Consider the following 18,155-nt stretch of genomic DNA (forward strand, 5'->3'; position numbering starts at 1 on the left):
CACGATGGAAATTCTTGCCACGATCTGGTTCGTCCTCATCATCGTGCTGTGGACGGGATACCTGTTCCTCGACGGCTTCGACCTCGGTGTCGGAATGCTCATGCCGCTGCTGAGCCGGACCGAACGACAGAAGCGAGTGCTGCTCAACACCATCGGGCCGACCTGGGACGGCAACGAAGTGTGGCTGATCACCGCAGCTGGGGCGACCTTCGCTGCCTTCCCGCACTGGTATGCCTCCCTGTTCAGCGCCCTCTACATACCGCTGACACTCTGCCTGCTGGCGTTGATCTTCCGTGCCGTGTCCATCGAATACCGCGGCAAGGGGCACAGCCAGGCGTGGAAGTCCTTCTGGACCTGGGCGATGGCAGTGGGCTCGGCTGGAATCGCCTTCTTCGTCGGGGCCATGCTCGCCATCACCTCCACCGGGCTGCCGCTCAACGACAATGGTGACCTCATCGGAGGGGCCTTCGCCTGGGCGGGCTGGCCCGCAGTCTTCGGAGGCCTGGGCGGGATCGGCTTCGCCCTCGTCCACGGCCTGATCTTCCTCGGTCTGAAGACGCGAGGCGACATGCGCGAGAAGGCTCAGCGGTGGGCTCGGAGGCTGCTGCTGCCCGGCTCCATCGGCTTCCTCATCTGGTTCGGTCTCTCCATCACTCATCGCACGTGGCTGGCCGCCGTGGTTCTCGCTGCGGTCGTCGCCCTGGTGGCGGCGTACTTTGCGGTCCGATCCGGGGCGGAGAAGGCGGCCTTCGTCCTGCACGGAATCTACCTCGCAGCTGGACTCTTCGCCGTATTCGCCGGTGCCTATCCCAACGTGCTGCCCTCGACACTGGACTCGGCAAACTCCCTGACCATCGCCTCGGCGTCCTCGGAGGACTACACACTCACTGTGATGCTTGTGGTGACCGTGATCTGTCTGCCGATCATCATCGGCTACCAGATCTTCAGCTATCGCATGTTCCTAGGCCGCATCGCCGAAACGCACATCCCCGAAGCTCACCGCGTGCCGGTGGCGATCAGGTCATGAATTCTCCCCTGCGGATCCTGCTCGACCTGCCGGGCGGACAGCGCGGATTCTGTCTCTCCCTGTTCAGCGCATTGGCGCGTGCCGTGGGCATCGTGCTCATCGCCGAGGCTCTGGTGCGCTCGATCGTCGGGCCGAGCCCGATTGCGGTCTGGGCGGTGCTGGGGCTTCTGGGAGCGGCACTGCGGGGTGCGAGCCTGTGGGCGGATCACAGTCTGGGGACGTCACTGGCGGCTGTGAACAAGCGGCGGCTGCGGTTCTCGATTCTGCGGTCGCTGCTGACCAGGCGTGGGCAGCCGCGCATGAACACTGCCGTCACAGTCACACGCGGCATCGACGACCTCGACGACTACTTCACGACCGTGGTGCCCGCGCTGAGTGCCGCAGCGGTGGTCCCGGTGACGCTGCTCGTTCGTATCGTGTTCACGGATGTCCTTTCCGCCGTCATCATCGCACTGTGCCTGCCGTTGGTGCCGGTCTTCATGATCCTCATCGGCCGATTCACCGAGGCCTCGACCGCAGCCAGTTCAACTGCACTTGAGCGACTGTCCGATCACCTCGCAGAGCTGGCCGAGGGGCTGCCCGTGCTCATCGGACTCGGCCGTTCAAGGGACCACGCACGCACCCTGCGCGAACTGGGGGAGAATTACCACAGCGCCAACCTCGCCGCACTGCGCATTGCATTCCTCTCAAGTCTTGCCCTTGAACTCATCGCCACGATCTCCGTCGCCCTGGTCGCCGTCGTCATCGGTCTGCGCCTCGTCTCCGGAAGCATGGACTTGAGCTCCGGCCTCTTCATCCTGCTCCTAGCGCCAGAGTGCTTCACCCCGCTGCGCGAGCTCGGCGCCGGCTACCACGCCAGTGAGAACGGTCGCGAGGCACAGGCTCGTGCCCTTGCACTCGTCGCAGACAGCGACAGCGACAACGTAGCCGAGGACGGGTTCGGGCATGACGATGAATCCAACGACGATGAGACCAGCGACGATTTCCTCGATGCCCAGCACCGCGTCGTCTACCCGAACGGCACAACAATCGAGTGGACCGGAACCTTCTCGACCACTCCCGGCATTACGGCGATCCGAGGTGTCTCAGGGGCAGGCAAATCGACGATTCTGGCCGCTCTGTCCGGCAATCTGCCCGCTCAGGCCAGAACAACACTGGCATCGCGTCAGGTCGCATTCGTCTCGCAGGCTCCCCGTTTTTTCGGTGCGACGATCGGAGCCGAACTCGACGTCTACGGTCTCCCGTTTGCCCAACAGGGTACCGCTCTGCGTGGCGCTCGTCTGCCCGAGGACCCGGCACTATCGACGTCTGCGCTGAGTCCCGGACAGCTCCGCCGACTCGCATTCGTCCGGGTACGCCACCTCATTGACGGCGACTCCGAGGCACTCGTCCTCGACGAACCGACCGCTCACCTCGACGATGCCAATGCTGAGATCATCATCGACATGATCGCCGAGGCGGCCAAGCGCGTGCGTGTCATCCTGGCCAGCCATGATGACCGGGTCACTGCACTCGCCCAGGACGAGATCAGCCCCCGGAAGGTCAACATGGGCGCGACCGCCGCACCAGCAGTGGCTTCGCACTCAGCGACGACTCCGAAGCCGGCGACACTGACCGACCCAACAACACTGACCGACGCTTCACAGACCGCGGCGAACGTGGGCGAGGAGCCCGGTTGGTCAAAGAGGGAACAGAGGTCGACGCTTCGTCGCCGGTGGTCGCTCCTGCGGTCGAGTATGCCGCTCTTCACCCCGAACATGATTGTTGCTCTGCTCGCATCGTGTGGCTCCAGCCTGGCAGCGATAGCGCTGACTGCGGTCTCCGCCTGGCTCATCGTCGAAGCGTCCTACCAACCTCCGATAATGATCCTCTTGGTCGCCATCGTCGGTGTGCGGTTCTTCGGGCTGAGCCGATCAGTGCTGCTCTATCTCAGCCGACTCAAGCTGCACTCGGTGATCTTCGCATCGCTGGGCAGACTGCGGTCTCGACTCTGGGAGCACTTCGAAGCAGTCGGAATGGGGGATCGGAAACTGCTGACCTCCGATGCCGCGCTGCGCACCATGGTCGCCGACGCCGATGATGTGCGGGATCTGATTCCGCGGACTCTGTTCCCACCTGTCGCTTCATCGCTGGTCTTCCTCGCGGTGCTCATCATCGCCTGGGCACTCGACCCGGCGACCCTGCCGGTGTTCCTGACACTCGGCATCCTCAACCTGGTCGTGCTGCCGGCCGCCATTATCAGGAGTGAAAGCAGCCTGGCCCGGCGCGTCCGAACTATCCGCAACGGGATCCTCTCAGTCCTGACACGGGCGCTGAACGCCACAGCGGACCTGCGGACGAACCGTGCTGACAAGAGGGTTCTGACAGCACTGGGTCGCGAAGAGCAGGAGCTCTACCGTGTTCAGCGCCGCTCCTCACACCACTTCGGCATTGCGCAGCTCTGGGTGCAGCTGAGCACGGTGGGCGCCGCTGTGCTCATTGCGATGACCTCCTCAGCGCCGACCGAGATCCGAGCCGTCGTTGTTCTCATCGCACTCGGTTCTGTCGATGTCTTCACGCAGTCGCTGCAGGCCTTCCGTGCGCTGCCGACGCTTGGTGCTGTCCTTGACCGGATCCCCGCTTTGGCGCCTACCAGGGCAGAGTCCTCGACGGACAAACATCGGGACAAAATCACCAGGGCAGACGGGTTCACCGTGCTTGAGCTCGACGATATGAGTGTCGGATGGGATGCTGGTCCGGTCGTCGACCATGTGGACCTGCGAGCAGCGAGGGGCCGATGGACTGTCCTGCACGGTGACAGTGGTACCGGAAAGTCGACGACGCTGAGTGTGCTCCTGCGCTTCCTGGACCCGTGGTCAGGTTCATATAGCGCCGAGGACGACGCGGGTCGGGAGACGGATGTCCTCGGATTGTCACCGGCAGACCTCGCAGGCGCAATCGCCTGGTGCCCGCAGGAGGCACATATCTTCCGGTCAACAGTGAGGGGCAATCTGGCGATCGCGCGCAGAGACGCACCCAGCACCGAGGAGATGTGCGCGGCACTGACCAGCGCGGGATTGGCCGAATGGGCCGACCCAGCTGGCCTCGAACTCTGGGTCGGCGATCACGGGGCAGAGATCTCAGGAGGACAACGTCAGCGTCTGGCCGTGGCCAGGACACTCCTGAGCGGGGCGAAAGTCCTCGTCCTCGACGAACCGACTGCACACCTTGACGATATGATGGCACACCGACTGGTGAATGACCTGCGAAAGAACCTGGACTCACACACCGTTGTGATGGTCACTCATGACGCCAGCCTGATCACAGACGACGACCGCCTGGTCGAGCTGGGTGGCGAACTCAGTCGCGCTTCGAGCCGAACATGATCTCGTCCCAGCTGGGGATCGATGCACGACTGTTCTTCTTCGACTTCGCTTTGGACTCAGCAGTGTCTTTGAACTGATTCGACTCCTCGCTGACACCAGGCTCATTGAGCAGAGACAGCTGATTGTCGTCATCGAACCTGCCGACCTCCTGAGTCGGCTCCTGAGGCTCATCCGGATCGACGGATGTGGGATCTTCGAACGCGAAGACCTCGTCATCGGAGGCGTCTTCCGGACGTCCCGGCGCGGTGTGCGCGCCCTGCGGGTGAGTCTCAGGGTCCTCAGTGACAGCGCGAAGCTTGCCACGTGGCTCTTCCTCGTCCTCATAGCGGCGACGCTTGCGCAGATTCTCCAAGATCCGTCCGGTCTCCGCCTGATGATCACGAGCGGCAGGCGATGTCTCAGCAGGAGCTGGAGGAGCGGAGGGCGTGTCGATCTCCTCGGTGATCTTCTGACGTTCGGCACCGGTCCCGTAATTCGGAATGGGTCCTGTATCTGTCGGTCCCGAATCGGCTAGCCATTTCGCTTCGTCGTCGATGGGAGTCAGCGACCGGCGGTAGTAGTTCCATCCAGCCGTGCGAGTGCGATCCGCGGCGGTGAAGCTGAGCTGAATGTACCAGTTGCCATCCTGCTGCTTCCACGCATCCCAATCCATGGTCTCGATGTCGACGTCGCGCATCGCCAGACGGGTCTGGCACAGTTCCACCAGGGGAGTCGGGTCGCCATTGGGGTCATGGTCGGAATAGATCGGGTGCTGGCTGGCCGTGTACGCCGTGTGAGCGCGTTCGGCCAGAGCCGGGCGTTCATAGGTGCGGACCTGCTCGGCATCGGCGCCGGTGGAGGCGATGACCTCCTCGGCGCTCATCCCGCCACGGATCATGGCTTGGATATCACGGGGGCGCACGGGGGTCTCGGGCTTGACGCTGGTGCGGTCCTTGCGGACAGCGGCGTACAGGGCCTCGTCGAGAGCCAATCGGTACTGCAGTCCGTTCTCGTCGTTCAGCAGCAGATGAGTGCCGTCGGCGTCGACTCCGTTCAAGATCAGTTCACGCATGCCTTAAGCTCCTTTATCGCGTCTCCCTGCATCGTGTCACGTCCGGGCACACGAGCAGGGCAGATTTGCGCGCGAGTCGCGAAATCACGGCTCTCATCGGCGCTTGGCTGGCCGGTTCGGTCGGTGAACACTCTGCTCGAGAGCTTGAGCCGGTCTGCTTGAGGTCCTGAATCGGTCTGCTTGAGGGACTGGGCAGGTCTGATCCGTGAGTGGAACTGACTCACAGGGCGGACAACAGGCACGGACCCTCTACAGGCTGTAAAATCTGTAACTGTGAATAACACTGAACCCATTGACTCTCTCGTCCTCATGTCATTCGGGGGACCGGAGGCTCCAGAAGAAGTCGTCCCTTTCCTCAAGAACGTCACCGCCGGTCGCGGAATACCGGAGGAGCGACTCGAAGAAGTAGGTGAGCACTATTACGGATTCGGCGGAAAGTCGCCCATCAATGATCAGAACAAGGCGCTTCTGCAGGCTCTGCGAGAAGAGCTTGATCGTCGCGGCATCGACACCCCGCTCATCTGGGGCAACCGCAACTGGGCACCCTATCTGACCGACGAGGTGCGTGCCGAGTCGCAGGCCGGACGAACTCGATTCCTGTCCATCGACACCTCGGCGTACTCGTCGTATTCTTCGTGCCGTCAGTACCGCGAAGACTTTGCCAAGACCATCGAGGAGCTGTCTGCCGAGGGCACGACCGTCACGATCGATAAGATCCGGCAGTTCTACAACCACCCCGGATATGCCGACGCGTGTGCGCTCCTGCTCAAAGAGGGGCTCGACGACTTCTCGAAGCAGGTCGGTGCTCTTGACGCGAAGCAGCATCGGATCCTCTTCGTCACACATTCGATCCCAAATGTCATGCAGGACGCCTCCGCGGTGGAGACCAGCGGCTATCGCGCACAGCACGAAGAGCTCATGGCCCACCTCATGGATGGGCTGCCAGCGTCCCAAGTGCTTCCCGCCGAGTTGGTGTACTGCTCTCGTTCGGGGGCGCCGGAGGTGCCGTGGCTCGAGCCGGACGTCAACGATCGGATGACGGAACTCGCCGCCGACGGTGTCACCGGGGTGGTCCTCGTTCCGATCGGGTTCATCTCCGATCACATGGAGGTCGTGTTCGATCTCGATACCGAGGCGAAGGAGACGGCTGCCGAACTCGGCTTCGCCTTCACCCGTGTTGCCACCGTCGGAACGCATCCGCTGTTCGTATCGGGACTCGTTGACCTGGTCGAGGAGAGAATCGCACAGCTTCGCAACGAACAGCCTCCGGCTCCGACCATTCCCGGCTCTGCTGCGCTAGTGCCGGGCAGCGGCGCGTGCAGCATCGAGTGCTGTCGCGGACGCATCGAACGGGCGACCGAGCCGAACTGGACAGTCTGAACCAAACGCCCTCCGAGGGTTCCTGGAGATACGAAAATCCCTCCCCTGCCAGTTGTGCAGGGAAGGGATTTTCGGTGTCAGTCTGCCCGGTGAGTCAGGACTCTTCCGGTGCGGGAATGACGGGAATCGCTCCGGTCTCTGCTGTGATGACCGCGGCGATCGGACCAGTGTCCACATCGTTGCGATCGGCAAGTTCCAAGAGATTCTGCAGGTCGTCGATCAGGGTCTCGACGAGGTAGTCGTCCCCATTGGACCGAGCTTCATGAATGCGATGACGGACATCGTCGATCCTGGTATCGAGTTGATTTGCGAATTCACTCATCGTGTATTCGTCCTTCCTCGGGCCGTCTCCCACGCATGGGGCGATCCCAGTTTCATTCACCGACTACATGCTATCGGCGCTATTCGACTTATGCATTCTCGCAGAGCTTTTCGAGAGTCGTATGTGCAGCCCGTCGCATACCGACTCGCCGGTGACGAGAATCACAATGAACATGGACGATCTGATCTTGCCAACAGCACCCATACAGTGCACAATGCTGGGGACACGTTTGGCGAGAGGGGCTGAAAAACCTCTTGAGCACACCCGACAGAGAGCGATGAGCCATATGGCAACGGATTACGACGCACCTCGTAAGCAAGACGATGAAATCAAAAGCGATTCGATTGAACAGCTGAAGGCTTCACGCTCGCAGGCGCAGGCAAGCAAGATTGACGAAGACGAGACTGCAGTTGCGGAAGGGTTCGAACTCCCCGGTGCGGACCTGTCGAACGAAGAGCTCTCCGTTCGAGTGCTGCCCAAGCAGAATGACGAGTTCACCTGTATGGAATGCTTCTTGGTTCGCCATCGCTCACAGCTGGCGAGCGAAGAAGGCGGAGTCCCCATCTGCACGGACTGTGCTGGCTGAATCGGCTGTCGGAAGATACAAGAACGCGCCCTTGTCGGGGCGCGTTTCTGTGTCTCGGATGGGTTCTGGTTCGGGTGGGTCAGCGTGAGTTCCGGTGCGTCAGCGTGATCGAAGCAAGTGCTGTGAGGTGGTGAGGCTCAGGGCTTGTGAAGCTCAGGGGTTGAGCGCTGCGGCGAGCTCCATCGGCCGTTTGCTCGAAACCAGCCAGTAGGGCGTCGGGTCGGTCTCATCGTGAATGTCGATCCGCACCGCAGACTTGGCCCAAGGGCGCAGCATGAGGAAGGCTCGAGCGTCGAGGCCCGTACCTCGCGCGGTCCGTGCACCTTCGGCGTCGTAGCCGGTGGCATCAACTACAAAACGGCGATCGATATGTGCGTCACCGACGAAGAGCTGCTGTTCGGTGACGATGATCGAGATCCCGAGTGAACGCAGCCACCACGCCAAGAGGACGAAGCTGATCACCGGAAGGATGATGGTGCCAGCCTTCCACACCGGCAGGACCATGAGCGCGGTCGAAGCCGCAGCGATCACAATGAGAATCCACATGCCGATGGATGGGCCGAGTTTTTCCGTGTAGACCACGCGTGTTTCGGGTTGAGTCGTTGCCATATGGCCATTCTCCCATAACGGACTTTTTGGAAGCGCTCAGGCTTCGGCATTAGAGTGCTTCTTTGTGGCAGGAATCCTGAAGATTGACCTCAAGCTGCTCGATGCAGGCATGACACCTCCCTCGTACGCGCACGCGTCCGATGCAGGTGCCGATCTGTGCTCAGCCATCGACTGCGTCCTCGAACCATTCGAACGGAAGGTCGTGCCCACCGGCATCGCGATCGCCCTTCCTGACCGTTGCGCCGGATTCGTCCATCCGCGCTCGGGTCTCTCGAGCAAACACGGGGTCACCGTGATCAATGCTCCAGGCACGATCGACGCCGGTTACCGTGGTGAGATCAAGGTGCCGCTGATCAACCTGGATGCGCGGGTCCCTGTGCGCATCTCGCGTGGAGACCGTATTGCTCAGCTCATCATCCAAGAAATCAAACAAACAGACTTCACCCTGGTCGATTCGCTGGACGACAGCGATCGCGGCGCAGGGGGCTTCGGCTCCACAGGTGGAGTACAAGCAGGTCTGACCGAGAGAGAGGTGTGAACGACCATGGGACTGTTCTCCCGATTCTCCAAAAAATCCTCCGCTGAGAAGATCGACGACACCGTCGACGAGGAGCACGGCGTCGACGATGCTGTGACAAATGACACAGACGCCGGCGACTCCGCCGACACTGACTCGGATGAGACCGCCACGAGCGCAACCGCTGACGCGAAGATCGACGAAGACTCCGAGGACATGACGAGCGACGACGAGCTCGACGAGGAGGCCCTGCTCGAGAAGTCAGCTCCCTACGATCGTGCAGAGAAGGGCCCGTTCGACGCTGCAGAAGACTTCCCTGAGCTCAACCGACTCGACTTGGGCGCTCTCAAGGTGCCCGTTGTCGACGGCATGCAGGTGCGCCTGGACACCGACGACGACTCTCAGCGCGTGCTGGCAGTGACACTCATTCATGAAGGCGGCGGGATCCAGCTGCAGGCCTTCGCAACACCACGCTCAGAGGGCCTGTGGAACACCGTGCGCAAACAGTTGGCGGACGGAGTCACCTCCCAGGGTGGTGAAGCCTCGGAGCTGCACACCTCACTGGGCCGAGAACTCGCAGTCGAAGTTCCCGCCAAAACCGAGGACGGCCGACCTGGAAAGCGTTCCATGCGCTTCGCCGGAGTCGACGGACCACGCTGGTTCGTCCGTGCGGTGTTCTCCGGCAAGGCCGTCACGAACGAAGAGATCCGGTCCGAACTCAGTGCACTCTTCCGCGGCGTCATCGTCGACAGAGGACAGGAGGCGATGGCTCCACGCGAGCTCATCGTGCTCACCGCGCCCGAGGTCGACGGAGATCCTGAGGACGAGGCTGGGGACGAGAACAAGGACGAACTCAATCCGTTTGAACGCGGCCCGGAAATCACCGAGGTTCGCTGAGTCCCATGCTGGACGTCATCACACGCTTCATGCGTGACTTCGGCTCCAGAGATGCTGAGGCCCGGGCCGACCTGAGACTGGTGTCCCAGATTCCTGGCGTCATCAGCGTCCAGGACCTCAACCCACGGCAGATGTCGAGGGTCGCCGGTGTCGTCAGCGCTGTGACGCAGTCATGCAGCGGAGACAATCCTAGTCTGCACATCACGGTTGCCGATGGGACCGGGGAGGTCCACGCACAGTTCTTGGGCCGCCGTGAGATCAGTGGAATCAGACCCGGTGCCCTGATCGTCCTAGAGGGGCGCTTCTGCGCTCACGACGGAGCGTTGAAGGCCCACAACCCGGTCTATGAACTGATCCATACCCGCGACGACCACGAGTGAGCTCATTCGGCGGGAGCCTGCAGCAGTTCGAGCAGTGCGCCTTCCTGATCCGGTGAGGAGAGGAAGAACAGCTCGTCTCCTGCTTCGATCACGTCATCGGAGCTGGGCGCGAATGCCCGCGAGTTGCGGATGACGGCGACGAGCACAGTGTCGAGTGGGAAGGCGATGTCGCCGATCCGTGAGGCGACGAGCGCGGAGGATTCGTGGACGGTGAACTCCATCAGTCCCGCCTGGCCACGTTCGAAGCTCATCAGATGCACAAGGCCACCGACCTCGACAGCCTCCTCGACCAGGGCAGTCATCAGTCGCGGAGTCGACACCGCCACGTCGACGCCCCAGTTCTCGTCGAAGAGCCACTCGTTCTTCGGATTATTCACCCGCGAAACGGTGCGCGGAACACCGAACTCCGTCTTGGCCAACAGCGACAGAACGAGATTTGTCTTGTCATCACCGGTCGCGGCGACGACGACATCGGCCTCTTCGAGTTTGGCCTCGCCCAATCCAGCCAGCTCGCAGGCATCCGAGAGCAGCCATTCGGCACCCGGTATGCGCTCATGACCCAGAGCTTCCTTGCTCTGATCGATGAGCATGACCGAGTGCTTCTTGTCGAGGAGCTCCCGGGCCACTGACCGACCGACTGACCCTGCCCCTGCGATGACGACTCTCATTCTTCCTCCATTGCTCGCACCGGCTGGTCCAGAATCTTCTCGATCTCGCCGAGGCGGTCCACCGGACACATCAGATGAACCAGGTCCCCGTCCTGGAGGAGCAGATCCTCATGAGCGAGGATGCCCTCGGAGAGCCGAGTGACGTAGGCGACGCGGGCCTTGGTCCTCGTCTCAATCTCCCTGATGGGCCTGGCCACCCAGCCGGGATCGAGATGGACTTCGGCGAGAACGAGCCTGCCGGAGGGCTCGCGGAATTCGGTGATCGATCCCTGCGGAACGAGTTTGCGCATCACTTGATCGGCTGTCCACCGCACCGTGGGAACGGTCGGAATGCCCAGTCGCTCAAAGACCTGGGCACGGTTGGGATCGTAGATTCTGGCAGCGACGTTGGCCACGCCGAAGGTCTCCCGGGCGACACGCGCGGCGAGGATATTGGAATTGTCGCCGCTGGACACGGCGGCGAAGGCATAGGCGTCCGAGGTCTTCGCCTGAGACAGAGTCTCACGGTCGAACCCGATGCCTGTGATGGTGGAACCGCTGAAATCTCGACCGAGCTTGAGGAATGCATCGGGGTCGCGGTCGACCACTGCCACCGAGTGCCCGTTAGCATCGAGGGCTTTGGCCAAGGACGCTCCGACTCGCCCGCAGCCCATAATCACGAAGTGCATGGGTAATCCTCTCCGCATTGATCTACCATTAGTGCCCGTGGCCAGCAGTTTTTCTGATGCCGTCAAAAGACTACTCGTTGGACGGCCCTTCCGCAGTGAGGACAGGCGTACGCCGGCGCTGAAGAAGCGCATCGCGATGCCCGTCTTCGCCTCCGACATGCTCTCGTCCGTGGCCTATGCCCCCGACGAGATCCTGTTGGCGCTGTCCCTGACCTCCCTCGTCGCCCTCACCGTGGCGCCCTGGATCGGTGTGGCCGTCGGCGCTGTGATCCTCGTGATCGTCGCCTGCTACCGCATCAACGTCAAGGCCTACCCCTCCGGCGGCGGTGACTACGAGGTCGCATCGAAGAACCTCGGACCCCGTGCCGGTCTGGTCGTCGCCGCGGCTCTGCTGGTGGACTACGTGCTGACCCTGGCCGTGTCGATGACGGTCTTCGCGGCCTACATCACGACGGCCTTCCCGCTCCTGGCCCCCTACCGCGTCCCCGTGGCGATCATCGGGATCCTGCTCATCACCCTGGCCGGGCTGCGCGGTTCACGTGCCACGCCGGTGCTGCTGGCAGTCCCGACTTACCTGTTTCTGGGCGCAGTCTTCCTCACCATGTGTGTGGGACTGCTGCGGGTCGGCGCCGGAGACCTCCCACAGGCGGAGACAGCCGGCTACACCATCGCTCACAGCGGAATCAACGACGAAGCCACGCTGGGGCTGGCGACGGTCCTCATCGTCCTACGTGCCTTCTCCTCGGGATCGGTGGCATTGGCCGGTGTTCAGACGGTGGCCACAGCGGTGCCCGCCTTCAAGAAGCCACGCGGCAAAAATGCCGGCAACACCCTGCTGCTCTCGGGCCTGTTAGCGGCCATGATGCTCACCGGTCTGACGTATCTGGCTTCGGTGACCGGGGTCAAATACGTCGACGATCCTCATCTCTACCTCGTGCGACCCGATGGCAGCGCGGTCAGTGCCGAATACGAACAGGAACCCGTCCTCGCACAGCTGGCACACGCCATCTTCGACAACGCGCCCGTGATGTTCTACGTTGTGGTGCTCGTCGCGGCCCTTGTGCTGCTCGTCGCCGCCAACACCGCCGTCGAAGGATTCCCCGGTCTGGCCTCACGTCTGGCGCGTGATGGATTCCTGCCCAGACAGCTGGCGACGAAGGGCGACCGGCTGACGTTCTCCAACGGCATCCTGCTCTTGGCCTTCGCCGCAATCCTGCTCGTCATCGCATCCCGGGCCTCAGCGACGACGCTGATTCAGCTCTACCTCGTCGGTGTCTTCGCCAGCTTCGTCGTCGGACAAGCGGGCATGGTCCTGCACTGGAACAAGCGCCTGCGGCTGGTCATCGACTCGAAAGCGCGGGTGCGGATGCACCTCAATCGACTCGTCAACGGGGCCGGCTGCATCATCGCCTCTGGCGTGCTGCTCGTCGTCATCGTCTCCAAATTCCTCGCCGGTGCCTGGCTCGCGGTCGCGGCGATGGCCGGACTGTTCCTGATCATGGGCGCGATCCACCGCCACTACTCGCGCGTTGCCCGGGAACTGGCCCCGGAGGCTGACGGCGGCTCGCGGACAATCCCGTCGAATACCCACGCGATCGTCGTCGTCAATGAGATCAACAAGCCGACGCTGCGAGCTCTCTCCTACGCCCGAGTGACCCGTTCCAGCCAACTCGAGGCCATCACCGTCGCCATCGATGAGGATTCGGCCGGGGCACTGCAACGGCAGTGGAACGAAATGGCTCTGCCTGTGCCGCTGACGGTTCTCGATTCGCCCTACCGAGAGCTGGTCCGGCCGCTGTTGGCACACGTGCTCGCGATCCGCCGCAGGTCCCCGCGTGACCTCGTCATCGTCTACATTCCCCAATACATCGTGGGACGCTGGTGGGAACACATTCTGCACAACCAAGTAGCCTTGAAGCTGCGCACTCGTCTGCTGTTGGTCCCCAACGTCGTCGTGGTCTCTGTACCCTGGCGGTTGCGTTCCTTCTCCCGGCAGTACGGCGGCGACGGACCCGAAAACGACAATCCTCTGTACAGACAGGCTTGAACACTGATGAGCGCACCCTCAGCCGAAGAGATCCCGCCGATGGATCTGACCCTGCACATCGAGAGCCCCGCCGCTGGCGGCAGCAGCATTGCTCGCCACGAGGGACAGGTCGTCTTCGTCACCGGAGCCATTCCTGGGGAGACTGTGCGTGCTCGCACCGAGGCAGGACCGGCAGCGAAGTTCCTGCGCGCCGACGTCACCGAGGTGCTCGAAGCCTCGGAATTCCGCGTTGCTGACCGGCGCTCACATTTCCTCGCCGGCGAGGCCAGCCAAGGGCCGCTCTTCGGCGGAATGGAGTACGCCCATGTCGATCTCGCCCACAGTCGTGATCTCAAAGCCGAGATCCTGCACGATCAGCTCTCCCGCATCGGACATATCGATCGCAGCGTCGACGTTGCAGCCGCGCCGGGGGAGAGCAGCGGACTGAACTGGCGGACCCGAGTTCAGCTCGCTGTCGACGCCGACGGCCGGCTGGGGATGCTGGCACCGCGTTCCCATGATGTCGTGCCCCTGTCCATGGCCCCGTTGGCGACTTCTGCCATCGCCGAGGTTGCCCTGTCCTCGCTGTGTCTGCCGGGTGCCGATCGGCTCGAGTTCGTCTGGTCAGGTGAGCGCGGAGCAGCGATTGTGCGCGGAGACTGTGAGCGCTCGGCTCTCACCGACCTCGCCGAGGCTTTGCCTGCGCACTGGTCGGTGCTCGCCGATGCGCGCAACGGCATCGGACGCAAGGGCGCAGGCACCAAGGGTGGTCATTCGAAGCTGGGCATGGTCAGAGGAGATGACCACCTGATCGAAACGGTCTCCGGGCGTGACTACCGAGTCGCGGCTGATGGTTTCTGGCAGGTCCACGAGCAGGCGCCTGAGCTGCTGAGCGCTCAGGTCAACTCTGCGCTCGATGAGCAGACTCGGATGATCACGGATCTCTACTGCGGTGTCGGGCTGTTGGGAATCAGCGCCGCCAACGCCACCGGTGCCCGCCTCTACGGAGTTGAGGGTGCGAAGTCGGCCATCGAGAACGCGAAGGTGAACGCGAAGGGCCTCAAGGCGGCCTTCGACGCCGCCCGGGCAGACCGCGTGAGCATTCCGAACTCGGACGTCATCATCCTCGATCCACCGCGTTCCGGCGCTGGCAAAGCCGTCACCAGGGCACTTCTCGAATCGAGTGCGAAGACGATCATCTATGTCTCCTGCGACGCCGCCACTCTGGCACGCGACCTCGCGGTCCTGGTCAATGGTGGATTCACCATCGAGGGCCTCCGCGGCTTCGACCTGTTTCCGCTCACCGCACACGTGGAAACGGTCACCGTCCTCAGACGATGACCGTATCCGGCCGTCGGCCCACCTCGGCGACCTGGGGCGCCATCGGGACCTGAACCCATCTCGGCGAGGGTGGGTTGTCAGACTCGGGACTTCTGGGGGAGGAGAACGAGGACGATGAGCGCGATGAAGGTGGTCAGGAAGCCCCATAGGCCCCACCATCCTGAGGAGCGGCCCTTCTCACTGGCCAATGTTCGACAGATGACAGCGAAGATGATGCCCACGAGGAGTGCACCGAATCCGAATCCGGCTCCGAGGGTGAACGGGTCCATGAATGCTCCTAGTCCGCAGCGGCTGATATGACTCCAGATTAGGGACTTGCGGCACCTCTTCGCGCGGGAGTTGTCCGGACTGTGACTTGGGGAAAACCCGATTCTCAGTTCACCGACAGGCCACTGTCCGAAGGTGGTCAAGGGCGACCAAATGAGATAGAATTTATCTTGACGTCAAGATACTTTTGGAAACATTTGTGTCGCGTAAATCGGTGCGCGGCTCACGGGCTTGCCCGGTTTCTTGGATGAGTGTCGGATGAAACAGGAGAATCACGATGAGCAACGTCGATACGTTCAAATCGAAGAGCACCCTGACCGTAGGCGAAACGGATTATGAGATCTATCGCCTGGATCAGGTCCCAGGGTCAGAGAAGCTTCCCTTCAGCCTCAAGGTGCTGATGGAGAATCTGCTGCGCACTGAAGACGGTGCGAATATCACTTCGGAGCATATCGAAGCCCTCGGCAACTGGGATCCCAGTGCCGAACCGGCTACGGAAATTCAGTTCACCCCCGCCCGTGTGGTCATGCAGGACTTCACCGGCGTGCCCTGCATCGTCGACCTCGCGACAATGCGCGAGAAGGTCGTCGAGCTCGGCGGAAAGCCGGAGCAGGTCAACCCGCTGGCTCCGGCCGAGCTGGTCATCGACCACTCGGTTCAGATCGATAACTTCGGCACCGCCGAAGCGATCGAGCTGAACATGGACATGGAATACAAACGCAATGGTGAGCGCTACCAGTTCCTGCGCTGGGGCCAGACGGCCTTTGACGACTTCAAGGTCGTTCCTCCAGGCATGGGCATCGTCCACCAGGTCAACATCGAGCACCTCGCACGCGTCGTCATGCCGCGTGAGGTCGACGGTGTTCTCCGCGCCTACCCAGATACCCTGGTCGGCACCGACTCCCACACCACCATGGTCAACGGCCTCGGTGTCCTCGGTTGGGGCGTCGGCGGCATCGAGGCTGAGGCAGCCATGCTCGGCCAGCCCGTCTCAATGCTCATCCCTCGCGTCGTCGGCTTCAAGCTGACCGGTGAGATCCCTGCCGGTGTGACCGCAACGGACGTCGTGCTCACGATCACCGATATGCTGCGCCAGCACGGAGCCGTCGGAAAGTTCGTCGAGTTCTACGGTGAGGGTGTCTCCGCTGTGCCGCTGGCCAACCGCGCCACGATCGGCAACATGAGCCCCGAGTTCGGTTCGACCGCCGCGATCTTCCCGATCGACGAAGTGACCATCGACTACATGAAGCTCACCGGTCGTTCGCCCGAGCAGATCCAACTGGTTGAGGACTACGCCAAGGCCCAGGGCCTGTGGCATGACCCCAGCAACGAAGTTGAGTACTCGGAGTACATTGAACTCGATCTCTCCAGCGTCGTGCCTTCGATCTCAGGACCGAAGCGCCCGCAGGACCGCATCGAACTTTCCGACGCGAAGAACCAGTTCGCCAAGGACATCCACAACTACGCAAAGCCCGGCGAAGAGAACAACTCGGCTCCGGTCACCACCGGCGATGGATCCAGCTTCGAACTGGCCAACGGTGCTGTGGCGATCGCTTCGATCACCTCGTGCACCAACACCTCGAACCCCTCGGTGATGATGGCTGCAGGCCTCCTGGCCCGCAACGCCCGCAAGCGCGGACTCAACTCCAAGCCATGGGTCAAGACCTCCATTGCACCGGGGTCGAAGGTCGTCACCGAGTACTACAAGAAGGCCAACCTCATTGAGGACCTCGAAGCACTCAACTTCTTCGTCGTCGGCTACGGCTGCACCACCTGCATCGGAAACTCCGGACCGCTGGATTCCGACATCTCGCAGAGCATCCAGGACAACGACCTGGCAGTCTCTGCAGTCCTCTCGGGCAACCGTAACTTCGAGGGCCGCATCAGCCCCGATGTGAAGATGAACTACCTGGCTTCGCCTCCTCTGGTCATCGCCTATGCTCTGGCGGGAACCATGGACTTCGACTTCGAGAACCAGCCTCTGGGCCAGGACTCGGAGGGCGTGGACGTCTACCTCAAGGATCTGTGGCCATCGCCAGAAGAGGTCGAGTCGGTCATCGCCTCCTCAATCTCGACAGATATGTTCGACGAGGAATACGGCCGCATCTTCGAAGGCGACGACCGCTGGAAGGCGCTGCAGACACCTGAAGGTGCGATCTTCGAGTGGGACGACGAGTCGACCTACGTGCGCAAACCAACCTTCTTCGACGGAATGGGCCTGGAAGCAGAACCCGTTTCCGACATCAAGGGCGCCCGCGTGCTTGCGAAGCTCGGCGACTCGGTCACCACCGACCACATCTCGCCTGCAGGTTCCTTCAAGGCCGACACGCCGGCCGGCAAGTACCTCATCGATCACGGTGTCGAGCGCAAGGACTTCAACTCCTTCGGCTCACGTCGTGGCAACCACGAGGTGATGATCCGCGGCACGTTCGCGAACATCCGCCTGCAGAACCAGCTCCTCGACGGAGTTCAGGGTGGCTTCACCCGTGACTTCACACAGGAGGGCGGTCCACAGACCACGATCTTCGATGCTTCTGTGAACTACGCGAAGAACGACACCCCACTGGTCATCCTCGGTGGCAAGGAATACGGTTCGGGATCCTCGCGTGACTGGGCAGCCAAGGGCACGAAGCTGCTCGGCGTCGAGGCCGTCATCACCGAGAGCTTTGAGCGCATCCACCGCTCGAACCTCATCGGCATGGGCGTTGTTCCGCTGCAGTTCCCCGTCGGTGAGTCCGCTGACTCGCTGGGACTCGATGGCACGGAGACCTTCTCGATCTCCGGTATCACCGAGCTCAACGAAGGCACCACACCCAAGACTGTCAAGGTCTCGGCAGAGAAGGAAGACGGCACCACCGTCGACTTCGACGCAGTGGTCCGCATCGACACCCCGGGTGAAGCCGACTACTACCGTAACGGCGGCATCCTGCAGTACGTGCTGCGTCAGCTCGCGACTGCTTGATCTGAAACCGTCGTCTCTGTGGCGACGACTCGGTCTGACTGTTAACAGGTCTGACTGAGTTCAGGTCTGACCGAGTTCAGGCCTGACTG

Annotated in this window: 16 protein-coding genes; 10 read left to right on the forward strand and 6 right to left on the reverse strand. The window is 62.2% G+C overall.

Going from position 1 to position 18,155, the window contains the following annotated elements:
* Window positions 1-4 precede the first annotated feature (4 nt).
* Together cydB and cydC are read left to right on the forward strand one after the other, a co-directional pair.
* On the forward strand, window positions 5-1,027 hold the full coding sequence (gene cydB / locus INT29_RS00455; RefSeq protein ID WP_193070417.1) for a cytochrome d ubiquinol oxidase subunit II: 1,023 nt from the start codon (window positions 5-7) through the stop codon (window positions 1,025-1,027).
* Window positions 1,024-4,392: a thiol reductant ABC exporter subunit CydC gene (cydC, locus tag INT29_RS00460; protein ID WP_193070418.1), complete on the forward strand. Its 3,369-nt coding sequence runs from the start codon at window positions 1,024-1,026 to the stop codon at window positions 4,390-4,392. The genes cydB and cydC overlap by 4 nt, the downstream gene beginning before the upstream one ends.
* Here cydC and sepH read toward each other — a convergent pair.
* Window positions 4,367-5,443 carry a septation protein SepH gene (sepH, locus tag INT29_RS00465; protein WP_101570421.1) on the reverse strand — a complete coding sequence of 359 codons (1,077 nt, stop codon included), beginning with the start codon at window positions 5,441-5,443 and terminating at the stop codon, window positions 4,367-4,369. The two genes, cydC and sepH, sit on opposite strands and share 26 nt — an antisense overlap.
* Before the next feature lie 273 nt (window positions 5,444-5,716).
* On the opposite strand from sepH, the gene INT29_RS00470 reads away from it, so the two are divergent.
* Window positions 5,717-6,823: a ferrochelatase gene (locus INT29_RS00470; RefSeq protein ID WP_101570420.1), complete on the forward strand. Its 1,107-nt coding sequence runs from the start codon at window positions 5,717-5,719 to the stop codon at window positions 6,821-6,823.
* Between the two features lie 94 nt (window positions 6,824-6,917).
* Here the strand turns inward: INT29_RS00470 and INT29_RS00475 are convergent, their stop codons facing one another.
* On the reverse strand, window positions 6,918-7,145 hold the full coding sequence (locus INT29_RS00475; protein ID WP_101570481.1) for a hypothetical protein: 228 nt from the start codon (window positions 7,143-7,145) through the stop codon (window positions 6,918-6,920).
* A 286-nt stretch (window positions 7,146-7,431) separates the two neighbouring features.
* Between INT29_RS00475 and INT29_RS00480 the strand changes: the two genes are divergently transcribed.
* On the forward strand, window positions 7,432-7,731 hold the full coding sequence (locus tag INT29_RS00480) for a DUF4193 domain-containing protein (RefSeq protein ID WP_092107696.1): 300 nt from the start codon (window positions 7,432-7,434) through the stop codon (window positions 7,729-7,731).
* Window positions 7,732-7,884: 153 nt separating this feature from the next.
* Here the strand turns inward: INT29_RS00480 and INT29_RS00485 are convergent, their stop codons facing one another.
* Window positions 7,885-8,340: a DUF3093 domain-containing protein gene (locus tag INT29_RS00485; protein ID WP_193070419.1), complete on the reverse strand. Its 456-nt coding sequence runs from the start codon at window positions 8,338-8,340 to the stop codon at window positions 7,885-7,887.
* A gap of 64 nt (window positions 8,341-8,404) precedes the next feature.
* On the opposite strand from INT29_RS00485, the gene dut reads away from it, so the two are divergent.
* Genes dut through INT29_RS00500 form a run of 3 tightly spaced genes read left to right on the forward strand, consistent with a single transcriptional unit; the run spans window position 8,405 to window position 10,134 of the window.
* Entirely contained in the window at window positions 8,405-8,878 is a 474-nt protein-coding gene (gene dut, locus INT29_RS00490) for a dUTP diphosphatase (RefSeq protein WP_193070420.1), read from the forward strand.
* A 6-nt stretch (window positions 8,879-8,884) separates the two neighbouring features.
* The gene (locus INT29_RS00495; protein ID WP_101570418.1) at window positions 8,885-9,754 is read left to right on the forward strand and encodes a DUF3710 domain-containing protein; all 870 of its coding nucleotides are present in this window, start codon (window positions 8,885-8,887) and stop codon (window positions 9,752-9,754) included.
* A 5-nt stretch (window positions 9,755-9,759) separates the two neighbouring features.
* The gene (locus INT29_RS00500; protein WP_193070421.1) at window positions 9,760-10,134 is read left to right on the forward strand and encodes an OB-fold nucleic acid binding domain-containing protein; all 375 of its coding nucleotides are present in this window, start codon (window positions 9,760-9,762) and stop codon (window positions 10,132-10,134) included.
* Between the two features lie 2 nt (window positions 10,135-10,136).
* On the opposite strand, the gene INT29_RS00505 is transcribed toward INT29_RS00500, so the two are convergent.
* Window positions 10,137-10,802, reverse strand: a complete 666-nt coding sequence (locus tag INT29_RS00505; RefSeq protein ID WP_101570416.1) for a potassium channel family protein — start codon at window positions 10,800-10,802, stop codon at window positions 10,137-10,139.
* On the reverse strand, window positions 10,799-11,470 hold the full coding sequence (locus INT29_RS00510; RefSeq protein WP_101570415.1) for a potassium channel family protein: 672 nt from the start codon (window positions 11,468-11,470) through the stop codon (window positions 10,799-10,801). Before INT29_RS00510 ends, INT29_RS00505 begins: the two co-directional genes overlap by 4 nt.
* A gap of 136 nt (window positions 11,471-11,606) precedes the next feature.
* Here INT29_RS00510 and INT29_RS00515 point away from each other — a divergent pair, with 136 nt between their 5' ends.
* Together INT29_RS00515 and INT29_RS00520 are read left to right on the forward strand one after the other, a co-directional pair.
* Entirely contained in the window at window positions 11,607-13,517 is a 1,911-nt protein-coding gene (locus INT29_RS00515; protein WP_193070583.1) for an APC family permease, read from the forward strand.
* A gap of 6 nt (window positions 13,518-13,523) precedes the next feature.
* A complete protein-coding gene (locus tag INT29_RS00520) occupies window positions 13,524-14,837 on the forward strand; it encodes a class I SAM-dependent RNA methyltransferase (RefSeq protein ID WP_226841493.1) in 1,314 nt (437 codons plus the stop codon).
* A gap of 77 nt (window positions 14,838-14,914) precedes the next feature.
* Here the strand turns inward: INT29_RS00520 and INT29_RS00525 are convergent, their stop codons facing one another.
* On the reverse strand, window positions 14,915-15,106 hold the full coding sequence (locus INT29_RS00525; RefSeq protein ID WP_101570413.1) for a hypothetical protein: 192 nt from the start codon (window positions 15,104-15,106) through the stop codon (window positions 14,915-14,917).
* A 275-nt stretch (window positions 15,107-15,381) separates the two neighbouring features.
* Here INT29_RS00525 and acnA point away from each other — a divergent pair, with 275 nt between their 5' ends.
* Complete coding sequence (acnA, locus tag INT29_RS00530) at window positions 15,382-18,066, forward strand: aconitate hydratase AcnA (protein ID WP_101570412.1); 2,685 nt, start codon at window positions 15,382-15,384, stop codon at window positions 18,064-18,066.
* The last annotated feature ends 89 nt before the right edge of the window (window positions 18,067-18,155 follow it).

Source organism: Brevibacterium sp. FME37, from assembly GCF_014897485.1.
Classification (GTDB): Bacteria; Actinomycetota; Actinomycetes; order Actinomycetales; family Brevibacteriaceae; genus Brevibacterium.

Bases quoted from the DNA above. Each gene is read 5' to 3' on its own strand.
- acnA (WP_101570412.1), top strand. From the start codon at position 15,382: ATGAGCAACGTCGATACGTTCAAATCGAAGAGCACCCTGACCGTAGGC.
- cydC (WP_193070418.1), top strand. From the start codon at position 1,024: ATGAATTCTCCCCTGCGGATCCTGCTCGACCTGCCGGGCGGACAGCGC.
- INT29_RS00495 (WP_101570418.1), top strand. From the start codon at position 8,885: ATGGGACTGTTCTCCCGATTCTCCAAAAAATCCTCCGCTGAGAAGATC.
- INT29_RS00515 (WP_193070583.1), top strand. From the start codon at position 11,607: ATGCCCGTCTTCGCCTCCGACATGCTCTCGTCCGTGGCCTATGCCCCC.
- sepH (WP_101570421.1), bottom strand. From the start codon at position 5,443: ATGCGTGAACTGATCTTGAACGGAGTCGACGCCGACGGCACTCATCTG.
- cydB (WP_193070417.1), top strand. From the start codon at position 5: ATGGAAATTCTTGCCACGATCTGGTTCGTCCTCATCATCGTGCTGTGG.
- INT29_RS00500 (WP_193070421.1), top strand. From the start codon at position 9,760: ATGCTGGACGTCATCACACGCTTCATGCGTGACTTCGGCTCCAGAGAT.
- INT29_RS00480 (WP_092107696.1), top strand. From the start codon at position 7,432: ATGGCAACGGATTACGACGCACCTCGTAAGCAAGACGATGAAATCAAA.
- INT29_RS00505 (WP_101570416.1), bottom strand. From the start codon at position 10,802: ATGAGAGTCGTCATCGCAGGGGCAGGGTCAGTCGGTCGGTCAGTGGCC.
- INT29_RS00525 (WP_101570413.1), bottom strand. From the start codon at position 15,106: ATGGACCCGTTCACCCTCGGAGCCGGATTCGGATTCGGTGCACTCCTC.
- INT29_RS00520 (WP_226841493.1), top strand. From the start codon at position 13,524: ATGAGCGCACCCTCAGCCGAAGAGATCCCGCCGATGGATCTGACCCTG.
- INT29_RS00485 (WP_193070419.1), bottom strand. From the start codon at position 8,340: ATGGCAACGACTCAACCCGAAACACGCGTGGTCTACACGGAAAAACTC.
- INT29_RS00475 (WP_101570481.1), bottom strand. From the start codon at position 7,145: ATGAGTGAATTCGCAAATCAACTCGATACCAGGATCGACGATGTCCGT.
- INT29_RS00510 (WP_101570415.1), bottom strand. From the start codon at position 11,470: ATGCACTTCGTGATTATGGGCTGCGGGCGAGTCGGAGCGTCCTTGGCC.